At 66.1% G+C, this 25,650-nt stretch carries 22 protein-coding genes and 1 tRNA gene; 12 read left to right on the forward strand and 11 right to left on the reverse strand.

From position 1 onward, the window contains the following. Positions 1 to 47: 47 nt before the first annotated feature. Positions 48 to 881 (reverse strand): alpha/beta hydrolase, encoded by an 834-nt coding sequence (locus tag ACYX4S_RS14890; protein ID WP_476360758.1) that lies wholly within the window; start codon positions 879 to 881, stop codon positions 48 to 50. Between the two features lie 122 nt (positions 882 to 1,003). On the opposite strand from ACYX4S_RS14890, the gene ACYX4S_RS14895 reads away from it, so the two are divergent. The 5 genes from ACYX4S_RS14895 (at position 1,004) to ACYX4S_RS14915 (ending at position 5,136) form a co-directional block, all read left to right on the forward strand. Further along, positions 1,004 to 2,179 (forward strand): glycosyltransferase family 4 protein, encoded by a 1,176-nt coding sequence (locus ACYX4S_RS14895; RefSeq protein WP_476360759.1) that lies wholly within the window; start codon positions 1,004 to 1,006, stop codon positions 2,177 to 2,179. 261 nt (positions 2,180 to 2,440) lie between these two features. Beyond that, positions 2,441 to 2,983, forward strand: coding sequence for a translation initiation factor IF-3 (gene infC, locus ACYX4S_RS14900; RefSeq protein ID WP_293720335.1), 543 nt, complete (start codon positions 2,441 to 2,443; stop codon positions 2,981 to 2,983). A 307-nt stretch (positions 2,984 to 3,290) separates the two neighbouring features. Further along, a complete protein-coding gene (gene rpmI, locus ACYX4S_RS14905) occupies positions 3,291 to 3,488 on the forward strand; it encodes a 50S ribosomal protein L35 (RefSeq protein WP_120270265.1) in 198 nt (65 codons plus the stop codon). A 37-nt stretch (positions 3,489 to 3,525) separates the two neighbouring features. Continuing rightward, complete coding sequence (rplT, locus tag ACYX4S_RS14910) at positions 3,526 to 3,885, forward strand: 50S ribosomal protein L20 (protein WP_293720247.1); 360 nt, start codon at positions 3,526 to 3,528, stop codon at positions 3,883 to 3,885. A 192-nt stretch (positions 3,886 to 4,077) separates the two neighbouring features. Then, positions 4,078 to 5,136, forward strand: a complete 1,059-nt coding sequence (locus ACYX4S_RS14915) for an aromatic ring-hydroxylating oxygenase subunit alpha (RefSeq protein WP_293720250.1) — start codon at positions 4,078 to 4,080, stop codon at positions 5,134 to 5,136. 28 nt (positions 5,137 to 5,164) lie between these two features. Here ACYX4S_RS14915 and ACYX4S_RS14920 read toward each other — a convergent pair whose 3' ends face one another. The 4 genes from ACYX4S_RS14920 to ACYX4S_RS14935 form a co-directional block, all read right to left on the reverse strand. After that, positions 5,165 to 6,139, reverse strand: a complete 975-nt coding sequence (locus tag ACYX4S_RS14920; protein WP_476360760.1) for a zinc metalloprotease HtpX — start codon at positions 6,137 to 6,139, stop codon at positions 5,165 to 5,167. Positions 6,140 to 6,305: 166 nt separating this feature from the next. After that, positions 6,306 to 7,814, reverse strand: a complete 1,509-nt coding sequence (locus ACYX4S_RS14925; RefSeq protein ID WP_476360761.1) for a methyl-accepting chemotaxis protein — start codon at positions 7,812 to 7,814, stop codon at positions 6,306 to 6,308. Between the two features lie 223 nt (positions 7,815 to 8,037). Further along, complete coding sequence (gene msrA, locus ACYX4S_RS14930; protein ID WP_476360762.1) at positions 8,038 to 8,697, reverse strand: peptide-methionine (S)-S-oxide reductase MsrA; 660 nt, start codon at positions 8,695 to 8,697, stop codon at positions 8,038 to 8,040. Between the two features lie 47 nt (positions 8,698 to 8,744). Beyond that, a complete protein-coding gene (locus tag ACYX4S_RS14935) occupies positions 8,745 to 9,074 on the reverse strand; it encodes a hypothetical protein (protein ID WP_476360763.1) in 330 nt (109 codons plus the stop codon). Between the two features lie 379 nt (positions 9,075 to 9,453). Here ACYX4S_RS14935 and ACYX4S_RS14940 point away from each other — a divergent pair. Then, positions 9,454 to 9,543, forward strand: a tRNA-Ser gene (locus ACYX4S_RS14940). Positions 9,544 to 9,957: 414 nt separating this feature from the next. Here ACYX4S_RS14940 and ACYX4S_RS14945 read toward each other — a convergent pair. Together ACYX4S_RS14945 and ACYX4S_RS14950 are read right to left on the reverse strand one after the other, a co-directional pair. Then, positions 9,958 to 10,410 (reverse strand): hypothetical protein, encoded by a 453-nt coding sequence (locus ACYX4S_RS14945; protein ID WP_476360764.1) that lies wholly within the window; start codon positions 10,408 to 10,410, stop codon positions 9,958 to 9,960. A gap of 55 nt (positions 10,411 to 10,465) precedes the next feature. Beyond that, positions 10,466 to 11,404 (reverse strand): phospholipase D-like domain-containing protein, encoded by a 939-nt coding sequence (locus ACYX4S_RS14950; RefSeq protein WP_476360765.1) that lies wholly within the window; start codon positions 11,402 to 11,404, stop codon positions 10,466 to 10,468. A gap of 845 nt (positions 11,405 to 12,249) precedes the next feature. Between ACYX4S_RS14950 and ACYX4S_RS14955 the strand changes: the two genes are divergently transcribed. Further along, positions 12,250 to 12,753: an SET domain-containing protein gene (locus tag ACYX4S_RS14955; protein WP_476360766.1), complete on the forward strand. Its 504-nt coding sequence runs from the start codon at positions 12,250 to 12,252 to the stop codon at positions 12,751 to 12,753. A 147-nt stretch (positions 12,754 to 12,900) separates the two neighbouring features. On the opposite strand, the gene ACYX4S_RS14960 is transcribed toward ACYX4S_RS14955, so the two are convergent. After that, on the reverse strand, positions 12,901 to 13,728 hold the full coding sequence (locus ACYX4S_RS14960; RefSeq protein ID WP_476360767.1) for an AraC family transcriptional regulator: 828 nt from the start codon (positions 13,726 to 13,728) through the stop codon (positions 12,901 to 12,903). A 115-nt stretch (positions 13,729 to 13,843) separates the two neighbouring features. On the opposite strand from ACYX4S_RS14960, the gene ACYX4S_RS14965 reads away from it, so the two are divergent. Continuing rightward, the gene (locus tag ACYX4S_RS14965) at positions 13,844 to 13,975 is read left to right on the forward strand and encodes a hypothetical protein (RefSeq protein WP_476360768.1); all 132 of its coding nucleotides are present in this window, start codon (positions 13,844 to 13,846) and stop codon (positions 13,973 to 13,975) included. A 29-nt stretch (positions 13,976 to 14,004) separates the two neighbouring features. After that, positions 14,005 to 14,409 (forward strand): hypothetical protein, encoded by a 405-nt coding sequence (locus ACYX4S_RS14970; protein WP_476360769.1) that lies wholly within the window; start codon positions 14,005 to 14,007, stop codon positions 14,407 to 14,409. Positions 14,410 to 14,595: 186 nt separating this feature from the next. Here ACYX4S_RS14970 and ACYX4S_RS14975 read toward each other — a convergent pair whose 3' ends face one another. Next, a complete protein-coding gene (locus ACYX4S_RS14975; protein ID WP_476360770.1) occupies positions 14,596 to 15,135 on the reverse strand; it encodes a DUF2867 domain-containing protein in 540 nt (179 codons plus the stop codon). A gap of 207 nt (positions 15,136 to 15,342) precedes the next feature. Between ACYX4S_RS14975 and ACYX4S_RS14980 the strand changes: the two genes are divergently transcribed. Then, positions 15,343 to 19,527, forward strand: coding sequence for a hypothetical protein (locus ACYX4S_RS14980; protein ID WP_476360771.1), 4,185 nt, complete (start codon positions 15,343 to 15,345; stop codon positions 19,525 to 19,527). Continuing rightward, positions 19,524 to 20,672 carry a hypothetical protein gene (locus tag ACYX4S_RS14985; RefSeq protein ID WP_476360772.1) on the forward strand — a complete coding sequence of 383 codons (1,149 nt, stop codon included), beginning with the start codon at positions 19,524 to 19,526 and terminating at the stop codon, positions 20,670 to 20,672. Before ACYX4S_RS14980 ends, ACYX4S_RS14985 begins: the two co-directional genes overlap by 4 nt. Before the next feature lie 23 nt (positions 20,673 to 20,695). On the opposite strand, the gene ACYX4S_RS14990 is transcribed toward ACYX4S_RS14985, so the two are convergent. Beyond that, positions 20,696 to 23,080, reverse strand: coding sequence for a YbcC family protein (locus ACYX4S_RS14990; RefSeq protein WP_476360773.1), 2,385 nt, complete (start codon positions 23,078 to 23,080; stop codon positions 20,696 to 20,698). A 17-nt stretch (positions 23,081 to 23,097) separates the two neighbouring features. Then, positions 23,098 to 24,663 carry a proton-conducting transporter transmembrane domain-containing protein gene (locus tag ACYX4S_RS14995; protein ID WP_476360774.1) on the reverse strand — a complete coding sequence of 522 codons (1,566 nt, stop codon included), beginning with the start codon at positions 24,661 to 24,663 and terminating at the stop codon, positions 23,098 to 23,100. 102 nt (positions 24,664 to 24,765) lie between these two features. On the opposite strand from ACYX4S_RS14995, the gene ACYX4S_RS15000 reads away from it, so the two are divergent. Then, complete coding sequence (locus ACYX4S_RS15000) at positions 24,766 to 25,647, forward strand: LysR family transcriptional regulator (RefSeq protein WP_476360775.1); 882 nt, start codon at positions 24,766 to 24,768, stop codon at positions 25,645 to 25,647. Positions 25,648 to 25,650: the final 3 nt, after the last annotated feature.

The raw sequence follows: 25,650 nt of genomic DNA on the forward strand, positions 1-25,650 counted from the left end.
AATGCGACGATGCGATGGCCCCGCAAGGACTTGGCGCAAAGAAAGCGTCAGTTTTCTTCCGCGGCCGCCGCGCGCTCGGCCGTGGCGGCGACCAGCCGCTCCAGATCCCGCGGGCGGGACAGGCGGTGGTCGCCGTCCTTCACGAGCGTCAGCACCATGTCGTCGAGCGCCAGGCATTCGGTGATCCTGAGCGCGTGCTGCCAGGGCACGGCGTCGTCCTTCTGTCCCTGAAGGATGGTGACCGGGCAGCCCGTCTCGATCGGCCCGCCGAGCACGAGGTTGTCGCGCCCGTCCTCGATCAGCCTGCGGGTGATGACATAGGGCTCGCCATAGTCCGAGGGCTTCGAGTAGCGCCCCTCGCGCAGGATGGTCTCGCGGATCTCGTCGGTGAACTCCTGCTTCCACATGAGTTCCTCGGTAAAGTCGGGCGCCGGCGCGATCAGCACCATGCCGGCGAGGCGCCCGCCGGCCTTGCCGACACCTCCGCGCGCCTTGAGCGCACGGGCGAGGAGGAGCGCGATCCAGCCGCCCATGGAGGACCCGACCACCACGGTCGGCTCACGGCAGTAGCGATCGAAGACCTCGAGCGCCTCCTCCGCCCACGCCGAAATGGTGCCCTCCTCGAAGTCACCTTCCGAAACGCCGTGGCCGGAATAGTCGAGACGGGTCATGGCGCGTCCCGTCCGCCCCGCCCAGTCGCTCAGGACCTCCGCCTTGGTTCCGGCCATGTCGGACTTGAAGCCCGACAGCCACAGGACACCCGCGCGGCCCGGCAAGCCATCGTCGCGCAGGACGGCGATCCGGCGGGCCCGCGCGCCCTCGCCCACGGTGATGAACTCGGGCTTCCGGCCCGCCGCCTCGGGGCTGTGATCGGCGTTCATGGGCATCGTCTCCTGGCTCGTTTCACCTCGGCGCTCCGCTTGCCGGAGCCGGTCTCGTGTGGCACAGACCGACGGGCTTGAAAAGTTTCCTCACGCCTCTTCCTTCATCACCGGAGCCGCCCGTGACACCCCGCACGATCCTGCAAGTCATCCCGGCGCTCGAGACCGGCGGCGCGGAACGCACCACGCTCGACGTGGCCGCGCGTCTCGTCTCGGAGGGGCATCGCGCGCTCGTGGCCTCCGCCGGCGGACGGCTGGTGCCGGAACTCGAGGCGCTTGGCGCCACCCACGTCGAGATGCCGCTCGCCGCCAAGTCGCCGCTGACCCTGTGGAGGAATGCAAGGGACCTCGGTCGCCTGATCGCGCGGGAAAAGGTCGACCTGGTTCATGCGCGCTCGCGTGCGCCCGCGTGGTCGGCGCTTCGGGCGGCACGCAGGGCCCGGGTGCCCTTCGTGACCACCTACCACGGCATCTACAACCAGTCGAACGCGCTGAAGGCGTTCTACAATTCCGTGATGGCACGCGGCGACGCCGTGATCGCCAACTCCCGATACACCGCCGCCCTTATCGCCGAGCGGCATCCTTTCGCCCGTCCGCGCATCACCGTGATCCACAGGGGCTCGGACCTTGCGGCCCTGGCGCGCGGTTCCGTCACGCAGGACCGTCGCCGGGACCTGGCGCGGGCCTGGGGGCTCGCGGAGGGGGAACCGGTGATCCTCAACCTGGCGCGTCTCACCGCCTGGAAGGGACAGCGAGTGCTGATCGAGGCACTCGCCCGATTGTCACGCGAGGGAGGCAACCGCTGGACCTGCATCCTGGCCGGCGATGCGCAGGGGCGCGACGACTATGTCGCCGATCTGCAGACGCGCATCGCGGCGGCCGGCCTTGGCGACAGGATTCGGCTGGTGGGACATTGCGCGGATGTGGCGGCGGCCCTGTCGCTTGCCGACATTGCCGTGGTTGCCTCGGTGGAGGCTGAGGCTTTCGGGCGCGCGGCGGTCGAGGCGCAGGCGGCCGGCGTTCCCGTCATCGCAACGGATCTGGGCGCGGCGCCGGAAACGGTGCTTGCCCCACCGGAGGTGACGGAGGACCAGCGCACGGGCTGGCGCGTTCCGCCCGGCGACGCGGCGGCCATGGCCGGGGCGATCGCCTCCATCGGCGCCCTGTCGGGCGAGCAGCGCGCTCAGGTGACGGAGCGCGCACTGGCCCATGTTTCGGCCTCCTTCACCGTGGAGACGATGTGCGCGGCGACACTTCAGGTCTATGACACCCTGCTCGCGCCGCCGCGCCGGGGGTAGGAGGCAACGGCCGGTCGAGACAGGGCGTTCACATTCGCCAAAGGGCCTACGGACGGTGGAGCGGTCGCGATTCAGGTTGACTTCCGGGCGGTTTCGCTGGATTTTCTTGAAGCGGCCAACGAGGCGCGTAAGGTTTCCCCGGCGCCCGGCGTACGGGGCATTTTACGTTGCGCTGCTGGTTGCCGTCGGATCGGACGTCCCGTCATGGAACGGACAGCCGGTTCGCACGTTACAGGTGAAACATTAGAGGAGATCGCGACCATTCGCCGTCCATATCGCGCACCGCCGCCGACCAAGGAAGGCCCGCGCACGAACCAAGAGATCCGCGTTCGGGAAGTTCAGCTCATCGACTCCGAAGGTCAGAACCTCGGCGTCATCCTGACGGATGAAGCCATGAGGATGGCCGCGGAAGCCGGTCTAGACCTGGTGGAGATCGCTCCGAACTCCTCGCCTCCGGTCTGCAAGATTCTCGACTTCGGCCGCTACAAGTATCAGAGCCAGAAAAAGGCCTCTGAGGCTCGCAAGAAGCAGAAGGTCGTCGAGATCAAGGAAATCAAGATGCGTCCGAACATCGACACCCATGATTATGAGGTGAAGATGCGGAACATGAAGCGGTTCTTCGACGAAGGCGACAAGGTCAAGGTCACTTTGCGCTTCCGGGGCCGCGAAATGGCGCACCAGGATCTCGGCATGGCGCTGCTCAACCGCGTGCGCGACGAAACCGCCGAGTTCGCGAAGGTCGAGTCGCACCCGCGCCTCGAAGGTCGCCAGATGGTCATGGTGCTCGCGCCCGTCGTGCGCTGACGCACCGGACGGCCGGCGCCGTCGCACGGATACGGAAGGCCCGGACAACGTCCGGGCCTTCGCGTTTTCGCCCCCGCATCCGCCCCCGAAAACAGGGGCGGCACGGGGCTTGAGTTTTTCCTCAAGCACGCCTATAAGCCCGTGTCCCGAGCCGCCCGGCTTTGCGGGACCGCAGTGTCTTGCGGACGTTCGTCCGCCGGATATGCGGGTTGCGCATGACAAGGGCATGCCGTGGCGGCTCACGACAGCTTCCAAAACCATGAGCGGTTCGCGTTCGCGCGCGCCGCGCAACGACCAAGGATGCAAAATGCCCAAGCTGAAGACGAAGTCCGGAGCGAAGAAGCGCTTCAAACTGACCGCGACCGGAAAGGTCAAGACCGCCCAGGCGGGCAAGCGTCACGGCATGATCAAGCGTTCGACGAAGTTCATCCGCAATGCACGCGGCACGACGACGCTCGCCGAGCCCGATGCCCGCATCGTCAAGAAGTTCCTGCCCTACGGCTGAGCCTGACGGCGTTCTGACTTTTCAAGGAGACTGATCCATGTCGCGTGTCAAAAGAGGCGTTGCCGCCCACGCAAAGCACAAGAAGGTCATCAAGGCCGCCAAGGGCTACTACGGTCGCCGCAAGAACACGATCCGCGTCGCCAAGCAGGCGGTGGAGCGTGCCGGCCAGTATGCCTATCGCGATCGCAAGGCCCGCAAGCGCAATTTCCGTTCGCTGTGGATCCAGCGCATCAACGCCGCCGTGCGTGAGCAGGGCATGACCTACGGGCGCTTCATCGACGGCCTGAACAAGGCCGGCGTCGAGGTCGACCGCAAGGTGCTCTCCGATCTCGCGATCCGCGAGCCGGAGGCGTTCAAGGCGCTGATCGAGCAGGCCAAGGGCGCGCTCGCGGCCTGATCCGGGGCGACCCGTCGAGACTTCGAGGAGGCGCGTTCCGGCAACGGACCGCGCCTTTTTCGTCTGGCTCGCCGGACCTTCGGGCCCGCCCCGACGTCACTCCACCCGCGACATCCGGCACGCTTGCATGAGCCGGACCGAGCGGGCACCCTCCTTCCCGTCCGCCGCCTTCCATCCGGAGACTTTCGCAAGATGCACAAGCTCGAAGCAGACCTGTTGCGCGGCCTGTGGTACGTCGCCTGCCCCGGCTCGGAAGTGAAGCCCGGCAAGACCATCGGCAAGACGCTCATGGGCGAGCCGGTGCTCATCGGACGGGCCGCGAACGGCAAGGTCTTCGCGCTGCGCGACATCTGTCCGCACCGGGGCATTCCGCTGCGCCATGGCTGGTTCGACGGCGAGACCGTGCAATGCTGCTATCATGGCTGGAAGTTCGACACGGAAGGAACCTGCGTCGACATTCCCTCCACACATGCGGCGCAAACCATTGATTATTCGAAGATTTCCTGCGGCGCCTATGCCACGCGCGAGCAGAACGGCCTGATCTGGATCTACTTTCCGGAAAACGGCGAGCGTCCCGAGGACGGGCGGCAGCCCGAGCCGCCGCTGCTGCCGGACGTCGCGGCGGAGGACGGACCGCGGCTCGCCATCATGCTGCCCTTCGTCTGTTCGGTCGATCACGCGGCCCTCGGCCTCATGGACCCGACGCACGCGGCCTTCGTGCACACCTCGTGGTGGTTCAAGAAGAACGCCACGAAACTGCGTCCGAAGGAGAAGCACTTCGCGCCCTCCGGCCTCGGCTGGGCGATGGTGCGCCACAAGCTTCCGCCGCAGAACATCGCCTACAAGATCCTGGGCGACGACGTGACCACCGAGATCAGCTACGCCTTGCCGGGCCTGCGCATCGAGAGCATCAAGGGCAGCCGCCACACCGTGGTCGGGCTCACCACGATCACGCCGATCGACGCCTCCAACACCGAGGTGCGGCAGATGTTCTGGGCCAGCATGGGCTGGGTCGCACCGTTCAAGCCCTTGATTCGTCACCTGATGACGGTGTTCCTGGACCAGGACCGGAGGGTCGTCGTCCAGCAGCGCGAGGGCCTGGAGCACAATCCCAGGCTCATGCTCATCAACGACGCCGACACGCAGGGGCGCTGGTGGATGCAGCTCAAGGACGAGTGGTTCCGCTCGGGCGCGGAGGGCCGCGCCTTCGTCAACCCGGTCAAGGAGCGCGTGCTGCGCTGGATGAGCTGAGGCCGGCGCGCCGGACCGGTTCCCCGGCTCAATACCACAGACCGAGGCCGCGCAGGCGGCGGCGCGGCGGCCCCGCATCGGGGACAGGCGAACGCCCGGCGCGATGTTCGCGGCCCGAGGCGTCGACCCAGCGCTCGGGCCGGGCCTTGAGCGCCATCAGCCGGTTCACCCTCTCCTGCGTTTCCGGATGGCTGCGCAGGATCGAGGGATCGGGGATGCGCGCGCCGGGCGGCAGCGCCGCCTCCCACATCCGGCCCTGCATCCGCTCCAGCCGCGCCAGCGCGCGGGCAAGACCTTCCGGGTCGCCGGTCAGTTCCGCCGCGCCCAGGTCGGCGTCGAACTCGCGGGTCCGCGACAGCGCAAGCTGAAGCAGCGTGCCAAGGGTGGGCGCCAGGATCAGCGCGCCGATGGCCGCCAGCGGCAAATCCATGTTTCCGCTGATGATTTTCGGAAACTGCGACAGGGCGAGCAACAGCCCGAGCACGGCCATGATCGAGGTCATGCGGCTGACGATGTCGGCCAGCACCATGACGCGGATGTCGCCATGAGCGACATGGGCGATCTCGTGGGCGAGGACACCGACCATCTCGCGCTCCGGCATCCGGTCGATCAGCCCGTCCGTGACGCAGACGACGGATGCCTCCTGACGGCCGCTGGAGAAGGCGTTCATCATCCGGCTCGGCACGCGGTAGATCTCCGGCGGTGTCGCGAGGCCGGCGCGTTCGGCCAGCAGGCGGACGATCGTGTGGAGATGCGGCGCCTCGTGCTCGCCCAGCTTTCGCGCGCCATAAAGACCGAGGATTACCTGGGGCGAGACATGGGTCGCGAGCCACATGGACACCGACCCGCCAAGAAGCGCCCAGACCACGCCCTCGGCACCGGCAAGCGCGAAGGCGCACAGCGCCAGCAGCAGGACGGCACCACCGGCCAGCAGGGTCGTGTGAACGACGTTGCGACGGCGGAAGCTTGCGCGAATCTTCGGATCGATGGTGGCGGGCAGCATGGCAACAGGCTTACGTCACCGCGCTCCGGGCGCAAAGCCGAATTGCGCGCGGCGCAAGAGAGTCACATGGCCGCATCCGCGCAATTTCCGGCTTCAATCTTGCAAAAATTGACGGATTCTTTTTTCAAATCGCCCGAAAGGCACGCGCTCACACGCGCCCGCCGGGTCATCCCGAGGCGCGGGCCAGGAACCGTTCGACGGCGCCGCGCACCTGCTCGCTTCCGCGCGAGATATCCCCGACCGCCGCGCGCATCTCGGCCGCCGCGTCGGTGGCCCGCGCGGAGAGCGCGGTGAGCCCATCGATGCCGACGGCGACCTCGTCGGTGCCGGCCGCCGCCTCGGCCACGTTGCGGGTGATCTCGCCGGTGGCCGTGCCCTGCTCCTCGACCGAGGCCGTGATGGCGGACGTGTAGCCCGTCACCTCCTGCATGGTTTCGGCGATCTCGCGGATCGAGTCGACCGCCAGCCCGGTCTCGGACTGGATCGCGGCGATCTGGCCGCCGATCTCTTCCGTCGCCTTCGAGGTCTGGGTGGCAAGCTCCTTCACCTCCGCCGCGACGATCGCGAAGCCCTTGCCGGCCTCGCCGGCCCGCGCCGCCTCAATGGTGGCATTGAGCGCCAGAAGGTTGGTCTGCTCGGCAATCGCCTGGATCAGCGTGATGACCTCGCCGATCTTGCTGGCCGCCTGGGCGAGGCGGGAAACGCGGTCGTTCGAACTCTGGGCGCCGGCACTGGCCTGCTCGACGACGCGGTTGGTGCGCGAGATCTGGTCGACGATGCCGGCGATGGAGGAATCGAGCTCCTCGGCGGCGGCGGAAACGGACCGCACCGTGGCGGAGACCCTGCGCGCGGTCGTTCCGGCCGACCCGGCGTGGCCGGTGCTTTCGCCGACACTTTGCTCAAGCGCCTCGGCGGCGGACAGCATGGCCGCGATCCGCTCCGCGACCCGGGCCAGCTCGCCCTCGATCTCGTCGCGGAACCCGGCGACGGCGGCCTCGACCTCGGCGCGGCGTTCCTGCTCGCTTGCCGCAAGCGCGTCCCGCGTCTCGCGCTGCTGCTCGCTCAGGGCGCCGGCCCGCTCGGCATCGGCGAGTGCACGGGCGCTCGCGGCGAAGACGCTTTCAAGATGGCGCGTCAGCCAGACCAGCGCGCCGGTCGCCAGCGCAAGCACGCCAAGGTGGAAGGCAACGCGAACAGGATCCGCCCCGCCCGGGGACACCAGGGCGGGCACGGCGAGGCCGAGCACGAGATGGTACAGGGTGACGGCGGCGGCATAGGCTGCAAGCGCGCGCCAGTCGATCCAGGCGGCGAGCAGCGCCAGCATGACGGGGAAAAGCATGTGGGCGTCGCCCTGCAGGGACGTCGCCGAAGCTCCGCCGCCAGAAGCCCCGCCACCAAGGGCTGCGACCGTCAGGCCGACGAGGCCGGCAAGCGAAAGCGCCGTGGCGATGCGCGTGCGCGGACCGGCATCCGCGCGCAGCCAGACGGCGGTGGCAAAGGCTCCGAGCAACAGCGCGGAGGCGACCACCACGACCGGCGAGACCGCCGAAGACGTCCAGCCGACGGCCATGACCGCCAAAACGGAAACCCAGATGAAGACGACCAGCGCCCGCCCCACGCCCTCGCGCATCCGCGCCAGCACGTCGTGTCCGGTTGTCGCGCCTTCTCCCGTCATCGGATTCCTTCCGGCTCGTTGCACGCTCGGCACCCGTGTCGCGACAGCGCGGGACCGGCCGTGCCCGAGGCATGACCGACGAGGACCTGCGCGCCCGTTCCGGGACGCGGAAACTATCGGCGCGCGTTGGTTAACAGCCGCTGAAGGCGCTGCTCGGGAGGACTGCGTAGAACGCCGGCGCCTGAGCGGACAAGGCCCCCCGCGCCGGGGCGCGCGGCGATGCTCAGCCGGCGGCGGGCGCGGGACAGGAGACGCCGGTGCCGCCCAGCCCGCAGTACCCATTGGGGTTCTTGTCGAGATACTGCTGGTGATAGTCCTCGGCGAAGTAGAACGCCTCCATCGGCCGGATCTCGGTGGTGATGGACGCGCTCTTGCCGGCCGCCTTCAGCGCCGCCGCATAGGCGTCCCGGGTCGCCTCGGCCGCCTGGCGCATCCCGTCCGTGGCGTAATAGATCGCCGAACGGTACTGGGTGCCGGTGTCATTGCCCTGCCGCATGCCCTGGGTGGGGTCGTGTCCTTCCCAGAAATGGCGCAACAGCTCCTCGCGCGAGAGGACCGAGGTATCGAAGAGCACGCGCACCGCCTCGGTGTGGCCGGTGCGCCCGGTGCAGACCTCGTGATAGGTGGGGTTCGGCGTATAGCCGCCCGCATAGCCGACCGCCGTGACGACGACGCCCGGCAGGGACCAGAACAGGCGCTCCGCGCCCCAGAAGCAGCCGAGCCCGAGAAGCACCTCTTCCAGCGCTCCCTCGGCGGGACGGTCGATCGGCTCGCCGTTCACCGTGTGCCGTCCCGGCGCGACGATGGCCGCCTCGCGACCGGGCAGCGCCTCGGAGCGGTCGACGAGGTTGAACTTCTTGCTGAGCATGGTCATGAACGACATGTGGACCTCCTGCGGGCGCGGGACGCACGGTTGAACGGGACGCCGCCTCAGGCCGGCAGGGCATCGCCCCGGCGCCGCCGGCGGCGGCCGAGATCCCCCAGCCAGAGCAGCACGAAGCCCAGCGGACCGGCCACGGCCCACACGGGAGCCTCCAGCAGCGTCTGGATCACGGGATCCCAGAGCACGGGAGAGACATGGCGCTGGACCGCCGCCTGGGCAAGGCCGAGCGAGGCAGGGTCGAAGTCGAACCAGTACTTTCCGGCCGGCGTGAAGACCCAGGCCGACGCGGCGATGGAGCCGGTGGCATCGATCACCAGCGCCACGAGCGCCAGCGCGACAAGCCACAGCCCCAGAATGCGCAGCAGAAAGCGGATCATGTGTCGTCCTTACCCGGTACGCCCCGCCCCCCGTGCGGACACGGGGGCGTTTTCGTCCGCGACCATAGGCCGACGGGCGAACGCGCGCAACGCGGGCGCAAGCGGCGGGAGCCGGGACGGCTGGCGGGGTTAATGGCAAGGCGGACGGCGGCGGGTGTCGAAACGGGATGTTGAAAAGCGAAAGGAAAGCGCCGATGGGCGCTTGCATGACGGCGTCTCACGGGTATATTGCGCCACCTGCAGGCCTTGGGCGGGCGTGCTTCGTCACGGCCCATCGCTCACGACGCACGGCATGGTGACATGCCGCGTCAGGGACCTGCAAGAGGCCCGCCAGCCCTCCCCGAACCACGGGAGGCGCAGGAAACGGCGGACCGGCTGCGGAGAGGTGGCCGAGTGGTTTAAGGCGCACGCCTGGAACGCGTGTATACGGGAAACCGTATCGAGGGTTCGAATCCCTCTCTCTCCGCCATTTTCCCCTGATTCACACATTATATCGTTTATTATCAGCCACATGGCACCTCATTGGGCCATGACCCTTCGGGTTTGCACATGTCCCGACGTGCGGGATCGACCGCTCGCCACACCCACCGGCCATGCGCCAGGACGCGCTTCGCTTCCGATAAGGTATGATGGGATTGGTGGGGGATTGGCAGGTTTCGCCCCCCCGATGAGCGAAGCAGAAATGCGTGCCCAATAGGCGCATGGTCGCTTTCGGCCCATTGCGGACCTTCCAGCGTGGCACGAGGAATGCCCAGTTCCAGGCCACTGCCGCACCTTTCCAACCCTAACTTACGTCCTGCAAGTAGATAACCGTGGGAGGAGCAGTCGACGAGTCTGAGACACAAGTGGCGTGCTGCCATTAGACCTGTCAGGATCCTGCGGATCAGAGCTCGTGATATTTAGCAATGATACCTAAATTTAGATCATACGCACCGGAGCTAGGCTCTAAGCCCCCCCATTCTTCACGCAGAACCCGGAGCAGTGTGGATGACTCATCCAAAGGAAAATCGTCGCGATGGTCCATAACCTCTCGGATTGCCTTAAGAATTTTGGAGCGAGGTTGCTGCTTCCGATTCTGATAGCAGATCTCTTTTGCAATACTCTCCATGAAATTGTTCCAGCCCCTGGCATCGTTCTGGAAGCGAGGCAGTTCAGTGATCTCGTAGCCCCGGAGGTAACGATCACGGAAGTCTTCATCATCGAGCATACCTAGATCGCGATCGACGCGCTCTTCAAACATTTTGGCATAGTGTGCCTTGTCCAATTGAGCATCGCCCTTGAGGTAGGACGACGCATCCTCACCAAAGAGGCTCCAAAGGTTCTCAAGCCGCGTCAAAAAAACGTCGTTCGCACGGCCCCTGAATTTCTCATTTCGAAACTCCTTTAATTTATTAAGTCTCTGGCTGCGGAATTCCTTTCCGCGGCTGACAAACTCTTTTCCCTTGGCTTTGAAAACACTCCTCGGAGCACCATTCACCGAGATTAGTCCAAGTAAAATACTGGCTTCGCCATGGACCTGCAGAGCCGGCTTCATCCTCGTCGAGTTCGTCGTGTTCATCGTCATCGCTCGTCCCAATGTAGTGGAAGTTCAGCGTCTTAGTCTCAGGACTGGCAAAGCCAACTTCAGCGGCGATATTCGACAGGGGACTGTTGCCCAACCCCTTTCTCAGTGGGACTGATATCTTCAGAAAAGTGGGCTCCGGACGAAATTTTGTCAAAATTCTTCCGCGCTGAATCCAAAGGTCAAAGCTGCTTAAGTGCTTCCGCTTGCGACCCAAAGTGAACGCGGGCAGTCGCAGTTCAATGCCAGGCGCCAGTTGGCCAAAGACCTCTTCAATGGAGTCGTGACTTCCGCTATCGTTCGCCGCAATTGCTTTCCTGACGACATCAGCACACCAGTCTATAATTTCTTTGTGGTGCGTCTGGGTCAGCGGACTGTCGCACAGAATTTCGGAATTTACTCGTCCACTGAACCCCTGCCGTGTAGCATTGGCCGATCCGAAGACTACGCGTCTCTTGCTGCGGCCAGCAGGAGATTTCAATTCACTGTAGACCAACTTGAGATGAACAAGGCCTCTTGCAGATCCAAGTATCGTCACTACTGTCTTGGGACGGCTTCGTGTTCCTGCATTTTTCGCAGCATCATTGATTAATCTCAGGTCGTCACGCCGACAGCTATCATCAACAATTACGATCAAGTTGCGTGGCTTAGCTGACTTGATGAGCGTCTCGAAAAAAGTTGCTTCGACATATGGCGTGATAACGAGGCAGATTTCGGTCTTGTACTTGTCGTACGGCTTGAGCAAGTCGTAGCTGCTGCTGGAAGTCATTTTATGTTTCAGCCCCGGAAATTGTAATAGATATTAGGCGGTTACCATTTCGAGGATGTGTCACATTGATAACTCTGCTGGTGCAGTCTGGCACTCTTACGCGATCTTAGCTAGAGGCAAAGACCGCTGAGATGACGATATCGATTGCCTCCTATGAGTAGCTCCAAATCTGGGATGCCGAATTATGCTTCATGCACAGGACCGAAAGCACTGGATCGATCTTGCGTTGCAGTAACCTCGAAATCTATACGCGCCAGTGGGGTTCCTACCTCTAATTATTACTTTAAATGAAGGTTCCGTACACTGAAGACCATTGGCGTTAGATGTGTGATAAGGGTCCTCAACGCAGCTCTCAGTCGGCTAACTAAAGGGTCAGCTTGAGTGCCTATCTGCCAAAGTTCTAGTCTTTAGGCGGTCGGTGTTGGCCCGCTCTCTGCGCATTGACGACGCTCCTGCATAGCCAGCGAACGACCACTCCCCGCCCTTAATAGACTTTCAGTCCTCCAGCCAAAGCGTCCGCTTTCGAAAGCCGGATCCGATACCTCGTGCGATCGACTCGGAGACGCAAAGCAGACACATAATCGGCGTCAGGAAGCTCTGCCCTCACGCCTTGCCCGCTTCTTCCAGCAGACGGACCAACCTGTCGCGCCGGGCAGGCCTTCGTCACGGCCAACGGCCCTGTGCCACGACCCGTTCCGCTTCCGGAGCGGCGTGAGCGATGTCGCACGCGACGTGGACGTCCGCCCGGAAAAGGACTGATTTGCACGGCCGGGTCAGCCTCTCCGTCACGCGGCTGTAGCAAAACAACGCTAGTGGCCCCTGCTCGATGTGAAAGGAGATGGGCTTTGACAACCTGGTTTTCGGAAAAGGTCGAAAAACGCGGAAGCGAGATCGAGGGACGGGGCCTGTTCTGCGTCGCCTCCATAAAAGCGGGCGAAACCGTCGTCGTGAAAGGCGGTCATGTCTTTGACCGGGAGACGAGGGACGAACTCGCCAGGACGCTTGGCCCTGCCGAAATCCAGATCGACGATCATTTGTTCATCGGGCCTGTAACGCAGGATGAGCGGGAAGCGTCGATGATGTGTCTCAATCACTCATGCGACCCCAACGTGCAGATCGTCGGCCAAATCACGTTTCGTGCCATGCGCGATATTGATCCCGGCGAAGAGCTTACCTTTGACTATGCGACTGGTGATGACGACGACTGGGAACTGGAATGCGCCTGCGGCACAGCTCGCTGCCGGGGGCGGGTGACCGGAAGGGACTGGATGATCCCTGAGCTCCAGCAGCGATATGCCGGGAAATTCTCCGACTATCTGCAGCGAAGGCTGACGAAGCAAAGCGCCTGAACGCAGAACGTCGGGAAGAAATGCAGAACCAGCGAACGCACGGCCGCGTCGAGGGGCGTTTCGGCTGTGTTTTCAGCCATCACGCCCAGGGTGCTGCTCACCGGGCGGCTGGCGGCACCGGTCGATGCGGGCCTTGCCACGCGCACCCTAGGGGCGGGTTTTCCGCGCCCGGGCGTCCACGAGCTCACGCCGCTCGAGCAGGTAGCGGCTCGGCGGCTTGCCGACCATCTTTCGAAACATGGTCACGAAACTGCTGGCGCTTTCATAGCCGAGATCCATGGCGACGGCCTGGACCGTCTCGCCGGCGCTCAAGCGCCGCAAGGCAAGGATGACATGCAACTGGCGGCGCCAGCGGCCGAAACTCATGCCCACCTCTTGCGCCAGCATACGGCTCAGACTGCGCTCGCTGAGCGCGACGCGGGAGGCCCACTCCGCAACGGTCGCATGATCCGCGGGCGCCGCGACCAACAGGTCGGTGAGCTTCTTCAGGCGCGGATCGTTCGGGATCGGGAGGCGGATGTCCTCGACCGGCGCCGCGGCCAACTCATCGAAGATAACGGACACGATCCGGCCGTCCGGGCTGTCGACGTCATAAAGCTCCGGCAACTCGTTGGCCCGCATCAACAAATGACGGAAAAAGCTCGATACCGTGATCGTGCAGCATTCGTTCGGCAGGCTCGGAGCCTCGGGAGGTTCTATGAAGAGCGATATGCACTCCACCTCGCCCGAACCGAAAGCGGCATGGGGCAGCCCGCCGGGAATCCACACGGCGCAGTGCGGCGGCACGATCCAGACAGCGTCTTCGACCTCGCAGTTCATGACGCCACGGACCGTGAAAAGCAGTTGCGCTTTCCGGTGGTGGTGTCGCGGCGACTGCTTCAAGGTCTCGAGACTGGCAACGGCGTTGGCCGCGACGAGAGCGCGAGGAACCTCATCCACATGCGCAAGCCAGTCGCTATGGACGTCGACATGCATCAAAGGCCTCGGCATCTTCGTTTGGCCGGATTGAAACATATAATGGCGTTATTGCGCAATGACGCCATGAGTTGGCTGCCTTATTGCTTTCAGGCAGAAGGGACACGCGGCGCTCATGAGCACGCTCGCCGGCATATCGGATGGCCTGCGTGACGGCCCCCATCTCGTTGGCCTGGACCTGTTGGCGGTCACGCTTCCGGGCGTGGTCGCGCTGATCATGTCGTTGCGTCACCTCCGCTCGAATTGAAACCATCCATCCCGGCAAGGAGACGAACCATGCCCCTGGACAGCACGGACTTCCCGCTCGTCTGGCTGAGCTATGACGAGGAGCCCGATCACGATCACGAAAAGGACTTCGAGGCGCTGGAGGCAAGTTTCAGGCGCGGCGCGCCGTTCGTGATCCTGACAGATAACGCTCCGACCGAAGACCACGAGCACAGCCAGGAAGAAAAGAAGCGCACCGTGCTCTGGATGAAGAAACACAAGGCCGAACTGCGGACACTCGTGCTGGCAACGGTCGTGATTGAGCCGAGCACCGCCAAGCGCATGGCGTTCAAGCCTTTCGGCGTGGCCTTCGCCAAATTCTGGGGGCATCCGATGAAGCTCGCCGCGTCTCGCGAGGAGGCCATGGAGATCGCCGGAAACCTGCTGTCGGAGCACGCCGGATCTGCAACAGCCTGACAAACGCGTGAGCGGACGACGCGAAGACGTTTTTCAAGAGCTTGCACGCTTCGATCAGAGCCCGATCGGCAGGGCCATGCAGTGGGTAGCGCACCCACTGGCATCCCGCGCACGGCGAAAGGGAAAGACGCAGCGACGTCTACCCGGCCGTTTCCGGCATCCAGATGACGGACCGGGAAACGGGCGTCAGGCGAGGTTCGACAGGAGACGCCTGACGATCCGCTTGTGAAACGGCGTGATGAGGAAAAGGTAGAGATAGCCGAACCAGTGCCGGCGCCTGACCAGCGTGGAGACGGACACGGCGGTGCCCGCAGGGACCCGGCGCGTCCGGGTGACGACCCTGAAGTCGAGATGCCAGTCGTCAACCCCCATCACGACCGTGTCCGGTGACCGGAAGACGACCGGAAACGCCCCGGCCTGTCCTTCATCGACCGAGATCTGCCCCTTCTTCAGGCCCAGTCCGCCGACGATCAGGTTTCGCGTGTCGTTCAGCAGGCGCACCCACAAAGGCGGCCTTGGGCCGAACATCGCATCCACGGCGTCCGACGCGCTGAGCGTGGGGGCGGGGACGATCCTCTCAAAGGAATCCACCCAGTTCGCGCTTTCCAGATGCGGACTGGGAAGGGCGAAGTCGATCTGCCGTATTGCGCTGCGTTCCACATCGGGCCCCCGGGTTGCCAGGAAACAGGGCGGCGAGACGGTACCCTCGCCCTCACCTGCCGACACATCACCCCGGAACCTCCCGGACGCACATGTGGTTTTCCGACGCACCGCGCGGAGAATCGGAAGGCAGCGCAGGATGGCACCCCGTGTCCGCGCCGCCCTGCCCGGGACTGTCTGCAACCGGTCATCGCATTGCCGCTTGAAGGCGCACGGCAACGCTGTACCATCATGGCATTCGACTGAACCATTGCGCTGGTGGGGGGCCTGCCGATGCTCGAGCCGATTTCCGCAGCCGTTGCCGGTCTGGTCACGACCAAGGTGCTCGAGAACCTCGCCGGCGACTGCCTCTACGACGTCCTGAAATTCGGCACGACGGAGTCGGGCGCGGCGGTGGGCCGGCTCATCGCCGAGCGGCAGCGCTCCGGCGAACTCCCCACCAACCACACCATGGAACGCGGACTGCGGCGCGCGGCGGTGAACGCGACATTGAGCGTCATGAGCCGTGTGTCCGGCGACGACCTGGCATGGATGTTTCAGGCGGAAAGCGGAAGCCGTGAGCCCCTCGAGGCGGTTGCGGAGCAGATCAGGCGGGGCCTCAAGGCGGCGAGAGGCGAGCTGGAAGTGCTGCAGCGGCTCTACCGGCATGACGGCTGGGACACTCCCCGCAGACAGGCGCGGCTGAAGGCCCATCTCGATGCATCCGCAACGCGGATGGACGCACTACACGCGGAAAAGGACGACATCGAGCATGTGATCGCCCGTATCGCCGGGACCAGGACGGCCGCGACGCCGGCCATGCAGGCACTGGCGGGGATCATGCTGAGGGTCACGGTCGATGCCTGCCGGCTGCGTCATGACCTTGGCGAACATGTGCAGACCTGTCTGGCGCCCCGGTTTACCGGCGAGGGAGCCGACTGGAGCGTTCTGTTTCCGCTCTTCTTCGCGCAGGAGATGAAGGACGACCCGGCGCTTCACGTGATCCTGGTCCAGAACCGGCTTTCCTGGAACACGGAGAAGGTCGCGACCCTCCAAGGCGATCTGGAGGCCTTCCGCAAGGAGGCGCGCGCCGAGGCCAACGAGCTGATGCTCCGGCAGCGCACCGACTCGCAACGACTGCAGATGCTCATTCGCAATGACGCGCACAGGAGCCGTCAGCTCTCGGAGATCCTGTCCGTCGCATGGCTCCTGGACGCAAAGGGCCGGGCGACGTTCCAGGACATGTTCCGCACCCCGGAGAACGCCGTGTCACGCCCGGCGAACGGCGAGGAAAGCGCCGTCCAGTTCCACTATTCGGAGCGCGGCGACGAGTTCCTGGGGCGCGAGGAAAAGCTGCGCCGCATCGAGGCGGAATTCCTGGATTTTCCCGAGACCCTGCGCCAGCCGGAAGACGCCTTTCGCTGGATGGCGATTTGCGGCGAGGCGGGAACGGGCAAGAGCCGCCTTGCGCAGGAGATCATCCATCGAAACCTCGCCCGCTTCCGGCTGGCGGGTTTTGCCTCGGACAGCCTGCTCTCGAACCCCAGGTTCGCGCGCGAGAACCAGGATCGCATCACCGAACCCGTGCTGATCGTCATCGACTACACGGTCGGTCACCAGGACAGGATCCCCGAGTTCATGAAGGGCTGGGTGGACCATGCGCGCGAGGCGGCGCGCCGGGGCGGGCCGCCCGTGCGCATCATCCTGCTGCTGCGGCGGCCCGACGACAGGATCCTGGACGACATCCGCTCCCTTGGCGGCAACAGCGCCGACCGGCTTCTGGCGGACGGGGAAATGTTCGGCAAGGACGACCCGATGCTCCTGCAGCATCTCACCCAGGAGGAAACGCTCGCGCTCATGCGCGCGCGCATCCGCCGAACCGCTGAAGCCCACGACGAGGACGAAGTCGAGACCTCGGACGATGGAGCACTTCTCGAAACGCTGAAGCGGTTCGACGAGGAAATGAGACCCCTGTTCGCGATCATGGTTGCCTATGCGATGCAACGCGGCACGCTGGAGGGGACGGAGAGCGGCGAGGACCAGGAAAGCGCGCGCTTCCAGCTCTTCTCCAGCTACCTGAAAGGGCAGTGGCGCAACTACTGGCGCATCCGGGCAGGCTCGGGCAGCACCTCGCTGGAGACCGTGGACGAGATCGTGACCGTCCACGCAAACCTCATGCGGATCTGCACGGCCTGTGGCGAACGGGAGCGGACCGACATCGAACGCTTCCTGAAAACGCTGGCGAAGGAGGACGAGGACATCGCCGACCTTCTGCCCAGCGCAAGGCGGCGAAGCGAACACGCGATACGCGACCGACTGGTCGTTTCCATGGCCGGCGGACGCGGGGAGATGAAGGGCGGAGTGGTGGACCCCTTTCCCACCCTGGAACCGGACCTGATCGGCGAGTGCTTCCTGCTCATGTCCTGGGAGGATCTCGGCATCGACCGGGCGCTGTGGTGCGGAAGCGGAGACATCGTCGAGATGGCCTGGGGGATCGACCCGGACCGGACTGGCAACTTCCTGCGGCTGACGGCGCTGGACTATCCCCGCCGGATGCAGGCGGCGAACTGGTTCCCGGTTCCGCTCCACGACCTTCGCGCCGCGCGGGCAAGGGCACGCCTGCTGCGCAACATCTCGCGCGACACGTCCTACCATGCACGGTCGGAGTGGATCGGGGTCGATGCGCTGTCGCGCATGTTCGATCTTGCCGATCGCTTCGGGGAGGAACTCGGCGCGCATATTGACGAGGATGCCGAGATCCGGGGCCATTATGGCCAGATCCTCAAACGCCTCAGCGAGGTGGCGGCGAATGTCGTCAACCCGAACCTTCTCGTCGAGGACCTCTCCACGGACACCGAGGCGGAGGCCGAAGACGAGGAACCCGCGATCAGCCGGCGGTTCTCGGGCCTGGCCGGAAACAGCGAGGACACGCCGCCGGGCGCCTTCACGCCGCCGCCGGATGACGTGATCGCGCTTGTCGTCAAGCGATTGCCCGGCCTGATGGAGCGCGCAAAACCTCACGTCTTTTGCAAGACCCCGCTTGTCGAGCGGTCCCCCTTCGTCGAGGTCCTGCGCAACGTTCTCGTCTCCGCGTACTGGGCAAAGCGGGACGACAAGAACGCCGGCGGCTACTGGCCGGCGCCGCGCACCGAGGACGAGGCCGCAACCCTGGCCACGTTCCGGGCCGAACTCCTCGACCGTCTCCGACCGGAAACGGAGAGCGACGACCTGACCATGATTTCGGGCCTTCTTGTCGCCGTCACCTATGCAGAGTGGGACACGAAGCTCGAGGACTATCTCGACATCTCGCGCCAGATCGCGGACGTGATCGAGCATTTCGACGAACTCACGCCCGTGCGCGCCGGGCATTTTCTCGCCTATTACGGGAACTTCCTCGTCTCGCTCCTCAAGGCCCTGCAAGCCGACGAGAACGTGGACATCACCGATGACCTGGTCCTCGTGGACCGGGTGTTCGGCCGGCTCGTGTCGCGCGTGGTTTTCGACGGAGACACGAGCGAGAAGGACCTGCGAAGCTACCTGGGATCGGCACTCGACATGGTCAACAGGCGCGCCTTCGAGGCCCTTGACGAGATCCTGCCGCTGCCGGACGAAATCCTGGACATTGTGCTTCGCCAGACGGCGGACAATCTTCCGACCCTTTCCCTTTCGGTCAAGGTGCTCTCCGGGCTCACCCAGCCTCTCGTCCTGCTGCCGGAGGAAGAAAGCTGGACGGAGGCACAACGGGTCCGGCACCGCGAAATCCTGCGCATCTTTTCCGAAATCCTGGACAGCGGTCGCCTGGAAGGCGACACCTTCAGAATCCCCTCCTTCTCCAATCTCGGATACCTGCTCTGGGTCTGGGTGTTCGGCAAGGTCTCCCCCCATGTGCGGATCGACGAGGAACAGGTCGACAGGCTGATCGACCTTCTGGAACGGAACGTCGGCGAGCGGGCGCGCTCCAGCCTTCTCGCGCATCAGGCGAACGTGGGCACGCCGCTCTGGCCCGTGCGGATGCCGGGACCCATGGCACGCTACATGAAGATGCTCGCAGCCCGCGACGGGCTTTCCGATGATCTCATGAACGCGACCGTGACGGTCTGGGCCGAGTTGCTGCTGGCGGAGCGGGCGGAGGAGGTTCTCGCCGAAATCGACGCACTCCTGCCAACCAGGGAACTGGCCGACGCGGAGAGCCTGCGCAAGGCGGCCCTCGCCTATCGTGGCATGGCGCTCGCGGGCGGGCTCGTCTCCAGCCCGGTCATGCTCGACCGTTTCAGGGACCGGCTCGTGCGCACACGGCCCCTCGGGCCGGCCGGCGTCGCCCGGCTTTACCGGAACGGGACGGAGCGCAAGGACGCGCATGCCCTGATCGACGCATATGACGGCGCCCTGACGGCGGCGCGCGCGGCACTTGCCCGCCTCGATATCCTTTCGGGCGGCGATCCTGCGGACTGGCTTGAAGCGGAGGAGCCTCGCCCATGAGCGATACGCACGACAAGGCCCTGAACGACGCGGTCGGCCGGGCTCTGCTCGACCGGCTCAGGACCGCGCGGGACACGGATGACATGTTCGCCGACCTCGACCGGCTGCGCCATTTCGCGGCACGCGGTGCACGAGCACCTCTGGCCGAGGCCCTGACGTTCGTTCTCGGGATCCTGCCGGAGGATCACCCCGAGCACCAAAAGCTGGCGGCGGAACTCGGGAGCCTGCCGAGCGCACCCGCCCCCGCACGGGTTCAGGCAACCCCGCGCCCGATGAAGTCGGAAAAGGTCGTACCGGTCCCCGACACGCTGCCGGACCTGCCCGACCTCACCAACCCGCCGGACGACGATGCCGAATGGCCGGTGCCGCCGCTTTTCGCAGCCCTTTGGCAGGACGCGCGCACCGGACTGCGAGGGGCCGTGCGGCTTGCCCATGCCTGTTTTCCCGAAACCCTGCCGGCCGGGCTCGCGGTGCGCGCGGTCGCCGCGCGCAGCACCGAGCTTCTTCACTACCCGGGATTCCGCGCCGTGGAGATCCTCTTGCGGGAGGCCGACGGGACGGAGATCTCGCATCTGGCGGTCTATGGCACCACGCACGCGCTGCAGATCAACGGAACGTCGCCGGGCATCCACGAGTTCAACGCCGGGGGCTGGAACGCGCCGGCGGCAGGCGGGGCCGCCCGCTCCCCGCTGCGGCTGACCGACCGGGAGGAAGCGACCTCCTACCTGCACTTCTTCTGCGGCTGCGTGCATGGCGAGGACGGCCCATTTTCCGTCGTGGAAACGCAGGAGCAATTGCAAGAGCGCTGGCGCGGCGACCGGATGCCCGACGGGCTTGCCGACAAGATCGCCCCGCTGCGCTTCGAGGAGGAAGACGCGGCGGGGGACATCGATCCTGGCAAGGCAAACGGCAAGGCGGGCGCACCTCTTGCCAACGGCGCGGCGCGGGAGACGCTGGAAAACCGGCAATGGAGCATCCATGCAATGCTGCTCTACTCGCATGCGCTCTTCGCAGCGGACTTCTCGGTCAAGCCGACCGGGATGATCGAGATGGTCCAGGACAAGCCGGTGGCGGCGGAACTTCCTCTCCTGCGCGACGGGTTCATCGACGGGCTGCGGATCGGCCGGCTCGCGGGTGGCGCCTGACGGGCGGCAACTGACGGGCGGCATCACGCCGCCAGTGTCGCCGCGCCGTCGCTGCTCCAGGTGCCGCCCGGCCGGTAGCGGGCATGGAGACGCCCTTCCCGGGTCGCGAAGAGGTGCATCCAGCCGTTGTCGAACAGCGCCTTCACCGCGGCGTGACGGTCCAGCACGTCTCCGATGGCCTCTTCGGGCGCCTCGATCAGCACCGAAAGCCGCAGCGGCTCATGGGCCAGCCGTTCGCCGTCATGCACCGCCTGCCAGGGCAGGCCTGGCCGCAGCCGACCGCCGTTGCCTTCCACGACGCCGATCCCGCCGACAACGTTGTGGATCAGCTTGTTGCCGCCGCCGAAGACCTCCGGTGCCACGGCCGAGCCGTAGTACTGGAGGCTGATCCAGCTTGCCACGACCACGGGCGCGGTCAGCAGAAGCTCGAGCGTTGAAAACCCTTCGTCCGCCCGCCAGTCGTAGCTGTGCAGGAAGGCGCGACCGCCGAGGTTCGCACCCGCGCTTGCCGCACGCGGACCCGCGATGAAGGTCGCGCAACCGGCAAGCCCCCACTCGGGCCGCAGTTCCGCCCAGTTCGCCGCCCTTGCCGCAAGCGTTCGCGGCGTCGCGCCATGAAGGCGGACCGCACGTTCGGCCCGCGCCATGCTCCCAGCCCCGTCGAGCCAGTGCCTGACCTCGTCGAGCGCGGATGCGTGAGGCTCGCCGGGCCGGGGCACATCGTGCAGGGTCACCTCGTCCGTGGTCGTATCGTGCAGGGCGGCGACGAAACGCGTGTCTCCGGGCACCTCGATGCCACGGACGACAAGCCCCTTGCGCGTTTCCGCATCGTTGAGAAGTGCCGCGAGTACCCGCGCGGAGACCTCTCCGGTATGACCACCGCAGGCCCCGCAGTGATAGGCGCTCTCGTGCGGATTGTTCGTCACATTCGCCCCGTGACCGACCAGAAGCACCAGCGGCGCGAAGCCCCCGCGCAGGCTCATGGCGCCCAGCACCCTGGCGGCGAGATCCGCCTTCGCCTCGCCGTCCAGATTGTCGAGCAGGCGCGGCGCCGGCTCACCGCCCGCGTCCCCGTTGCCCGCGAGGCCGAGCGCGTCGCGCACCAGCTTCACGCCGTAGAGCGGGCCGGCCGCTTCGACGAAGGCGAAGGAGGACACCGCCGCCTGCCGGAACCGGCCGAAGGCGCGCGCCGCCCGCGCGCCGATGCGCTTGCGCGCCTCCCCCGGCGCGTCGGTCTGGCTGGTGGAGGCAAGAGCCGGCTTCAGCAGCACGGGAAGATGCGCCTCCACCTCGTCGGAACCATGTGCCGTGTGCGCCAGCGGCAGGCCGAAGAAACCGGCGAACCCCAGCGTCTCGATGCCCGGCGCCTGTGCCTCCAGCGCCCTGCGAAACACCTCGGAGCGCACATCGATGCAAAAGGCCGCCTGAAGCACGGGCCGCACGTTCCGGCGCGGCGCGGGCGCAAGGGCCGCCGCCAGCCGCCGCTGGTGGGCGCATTCGCCCGCTTCCTGAAGGATCGCATCCACGACCGCGTCCCGATCCGGGGTCACCGGACTTTCATGAGCGGCAAGCGTTTCGCGCCACCGCGCCGCGACCTCGGGCACATGGGCGAGCAGCGCCTCCTCCCACACCAGACGGATGGCCAGCAGGTCGCCCGGCGTCGGATCGCTGCCGCCGTCGAGTTCCGCCTGCCAGAGCAGCCAGCGTGCATGCAGCGCCCAGCCGCCAAGATCAGTGAGCAACCGGTGGAACACCGTCGGCGCCGCCGCCTCGCTCACGCCCAGCGCCTCGCAGGCGCTCAGGACCGCGCGCTCGGGCGTGTCGGGGGCGGCGGCGACATGGGCGCAAAAGCCCGACAGTCCGGCGATCTCGGGTGTGAGATCGCGCGTGGCGAACGACTGCCAGGCGGCATAGGCCCCCTGCCCGCTGCCGGGCGACCACAACGCCTGCCCCCTGTCGAAGTGCCCGCCGGCCCAAAGACCGACGGTGCGCTCGATCACGGCGGGCCAGTCGATGCCGCTCGCCTCGGCGGCAAGATCGGCGACGCTCGGCAGGGCACGGGGAACCGGCCGGGGTGTTGCGGCCGCCTCTTTCAGCGCGGTGACGTCATGCGGCCTGAGCGGCGAGGATGACGCGGCCAGGGCATCGCGCAGGTCGCCGTCGGTGATCTTTCCAGCCTCGATGTCGCCAAGGACCTCACGTCTTGCGCGGGTCAGCGAGACACCGGCGACCCGCGCAAGACGTGCGGAGGCGGTCGCGAGATCCTCCCCGCTCTGGCCAAGAAACGGGTTCACCGCGACGGTGGCCTCAAGGGGAAAGGCGGGGGGAACGGCCCGAACGGCGCTTTCGGCGGCGGCAAGCAGCCCGGAAGCCCGCGACGGTGCGATCTGGCTGACGGTCCTGAACATGATGGTCTTCCTTTCAGTCAGTGCGGTTTCGCCAGTCCGAAGCCGCCGATCAGGCGGTCCAGGAGCGCATTGAGATAGAGGCCGTTGGCCAGATGAACGCGCAGCCCCGCTGCGGCCGGGTGATGCGCCCACAGGGGGAACAGAGCCTGGGCGAAGGCCACCAGCGCGAAGGAGAGCACCGCAAGCACGATGAGCGCCCACTCGAGCGCCCCCGCCTGCGGAACGGGCGGCAGATGCGCGCCCCAGAAGGCGTCGGCGACGAGATGGAAGGTGAAATAGGCAGCGGCGGCGGCGAGCGAGGCCAGCGCGGTGCGCCGCGTGAGCGCGGCGGGTGCCGCGTCGGCAAGCCCCTGCGCCACCAGATAGGCGACGCCGAAGACCAGCATGGTGCCCAGCGCGAGAGCCTGGGCGCTCTTGGGACCGGCCAGCAGCACGAACACGCCGGCAACGCCGAGATAGAGCACGACGGCGAGCGCGAACGACTTGAGAACCGCGACAAGGCTCGGCACCGCCACCGGCCCCGGACGACGCTGGGCCGCCACGGCACGCACGGCGCCGCCGGAGGAGAGGAAGGCGTGGGCCTTGTAGAGCGAGTGGGCGATGATGTGCAGCAGCGCGAGCGGCCAGAGGCCCAGACCGCACTGGAGCAGCATGAAGCCCATCTGCGCCACGGTCGACCAGGCCAGCGCGGTCTTGACCGCGCTCTGCGTGAGCATCACCACCGCGCCGAAAAGCGCCGTCAGCCCGCCGAGCATGACAAGCGCGGCCATGGTGCCCGGGCTTGCCTGAATGAGGTCAGCGGTGCGCACCAGAAGATAGCCGCCCGCGTTGATGATGCCGGCGTGAAGCAGCGCCGACACGGGCGTGGGCGCCTCCATGACCTCGGTGAGCCAGCCGTGCAGCGGAAAGGAGGCCGTCTTGAGTGCCGCGGCAAGCGCCAGAAGCGCGACCGCGACATGACCCGTGAGCGGAAGCGGCCCGCTGCTTGCCGCTTCCGAAAGGGCGTCCAGATCGCCGGAGCCGAAGGTGGCGACCAGCAAAACGGCGGCAAGAAGCAGGATGGCGTCGGCTGCGTGCCAGACGAGGGTGAACTTGGTCGCGGCGCGCCGGGCGGCGGCGCGTTCGGGGTAAAACAGCAGGAGGCGACGCAGCCCGGTGCCAATCGCCGCGAAGGCAAGGACGAACACGGCAAGATTGCCGGCCTGCATGAGCAGCAGCACGCCCGCCAGCACGGCAAGCATCAGCGCATGAAACCGCCCTTCGCGGGCTTCCCCGTCGAGGTAGCTGCGCGCGTAGCGCATCACCACCCAGCCGATGAAGGCGACAAGCAGCGTCATTGCCGCGCTCACTCCATCGAGCGTGAAGGCAAGCGCCAGCGGCTCCGCGCCGAACGACACCTGCAGCGGACCGTGAAGAAGCTCCTGGCACAGGGCGGCGAGAGCCAGCCCCAGTGCCGCAAGCGCGGCCCCCTGCGGCAGCCAGCCGATGCCCGTCGGCCGGCGGCCGGGACGCACGGCAAGGACAAGCGCCGCGGCAAGCAGCACCGACGGTGCGAGCAGGGAGAGCGGAAGCGAAACGAACATGGCGGGGCGTCCTCGGAAGTGAGCGGTGCCCATGCCAATAACGTTTCGAACGATTTCAAAAAATTACATATTATCTTCGATATCGTTCTATATATAAGAACAATGTCCGTTCTGAACCTGCATCACCTGCGCCTGTTCCGCGCCGTTGCCCGCAAGGGCACGCTGACCGGGGCGGCGCGCGAGCTGAACCTGTCGCAATCCGCCCTGTCGACCCAGATCAAGGCGCTGGAGGCGTCGCTCGGCCATGACCTGTTCGAGCGGCGCGGGCGCGGCCTCGTGCTCAGCGAGGCCGGACGGATCGCCCTCGACCACGCGGAGGCGATCTTCCGCACGGCGGACGACCTGACGGCCACGCTGCGCAACACGGGTAATGTGCGGCGCGCACTGCGGGTCGGCGCGCTCGCGACGCTGTCGCGCAACTTCCAGCTCCGCTTCCTGATGCCGCTTGCCGGACGGTCCGACGTGGAAGTGATCCTGCGCTCGGGCTCACAGGCGGACCTGCTGCGCGCCCTCGAGGCCTTGTCGCTCGACGTGGTGCTGACGAACCTGGTGCCCGGACGCGATGCGGCGAGCCCCTATCTGGTGCACGCCCTTTCGGAACAGCCCGTGAGCCTTGTCGGACCGCCCGAGTTCGCGGGCCGCGCGCTTGCCGACCTGCTGGCAAGCGAACCGCTCATCCTGCCGACACCGGAGGCGGCGCTGCGCGCGTCCTTCGACGTGCTGATCGGTCGGCTCGGGGTCGTGCCGAGGATCGCGGCAGAAGCCGATGACATGGCCATGCTGCGTCTTCTCGCGCGCGAGAAGGTGGGCCTTGCCGTGCTCGCCCCGATCGTGGTGCGGGACGAACTGGCGGCCGGAACACTGGCCGAACTGCATCGGCTGGAGGGAATCAGCGAGCGCTTCTTTGCCGTGACGCTGCATCGCCGGTTTCCGAATCCGCTTGTGGGCGAGGTGCTCGCCGCCTTCGCCCTGGACGGGAAATAGACG

It is taken from the genome of Stappia sp. ABD4_338 (genome assembly GCF_056312175.1).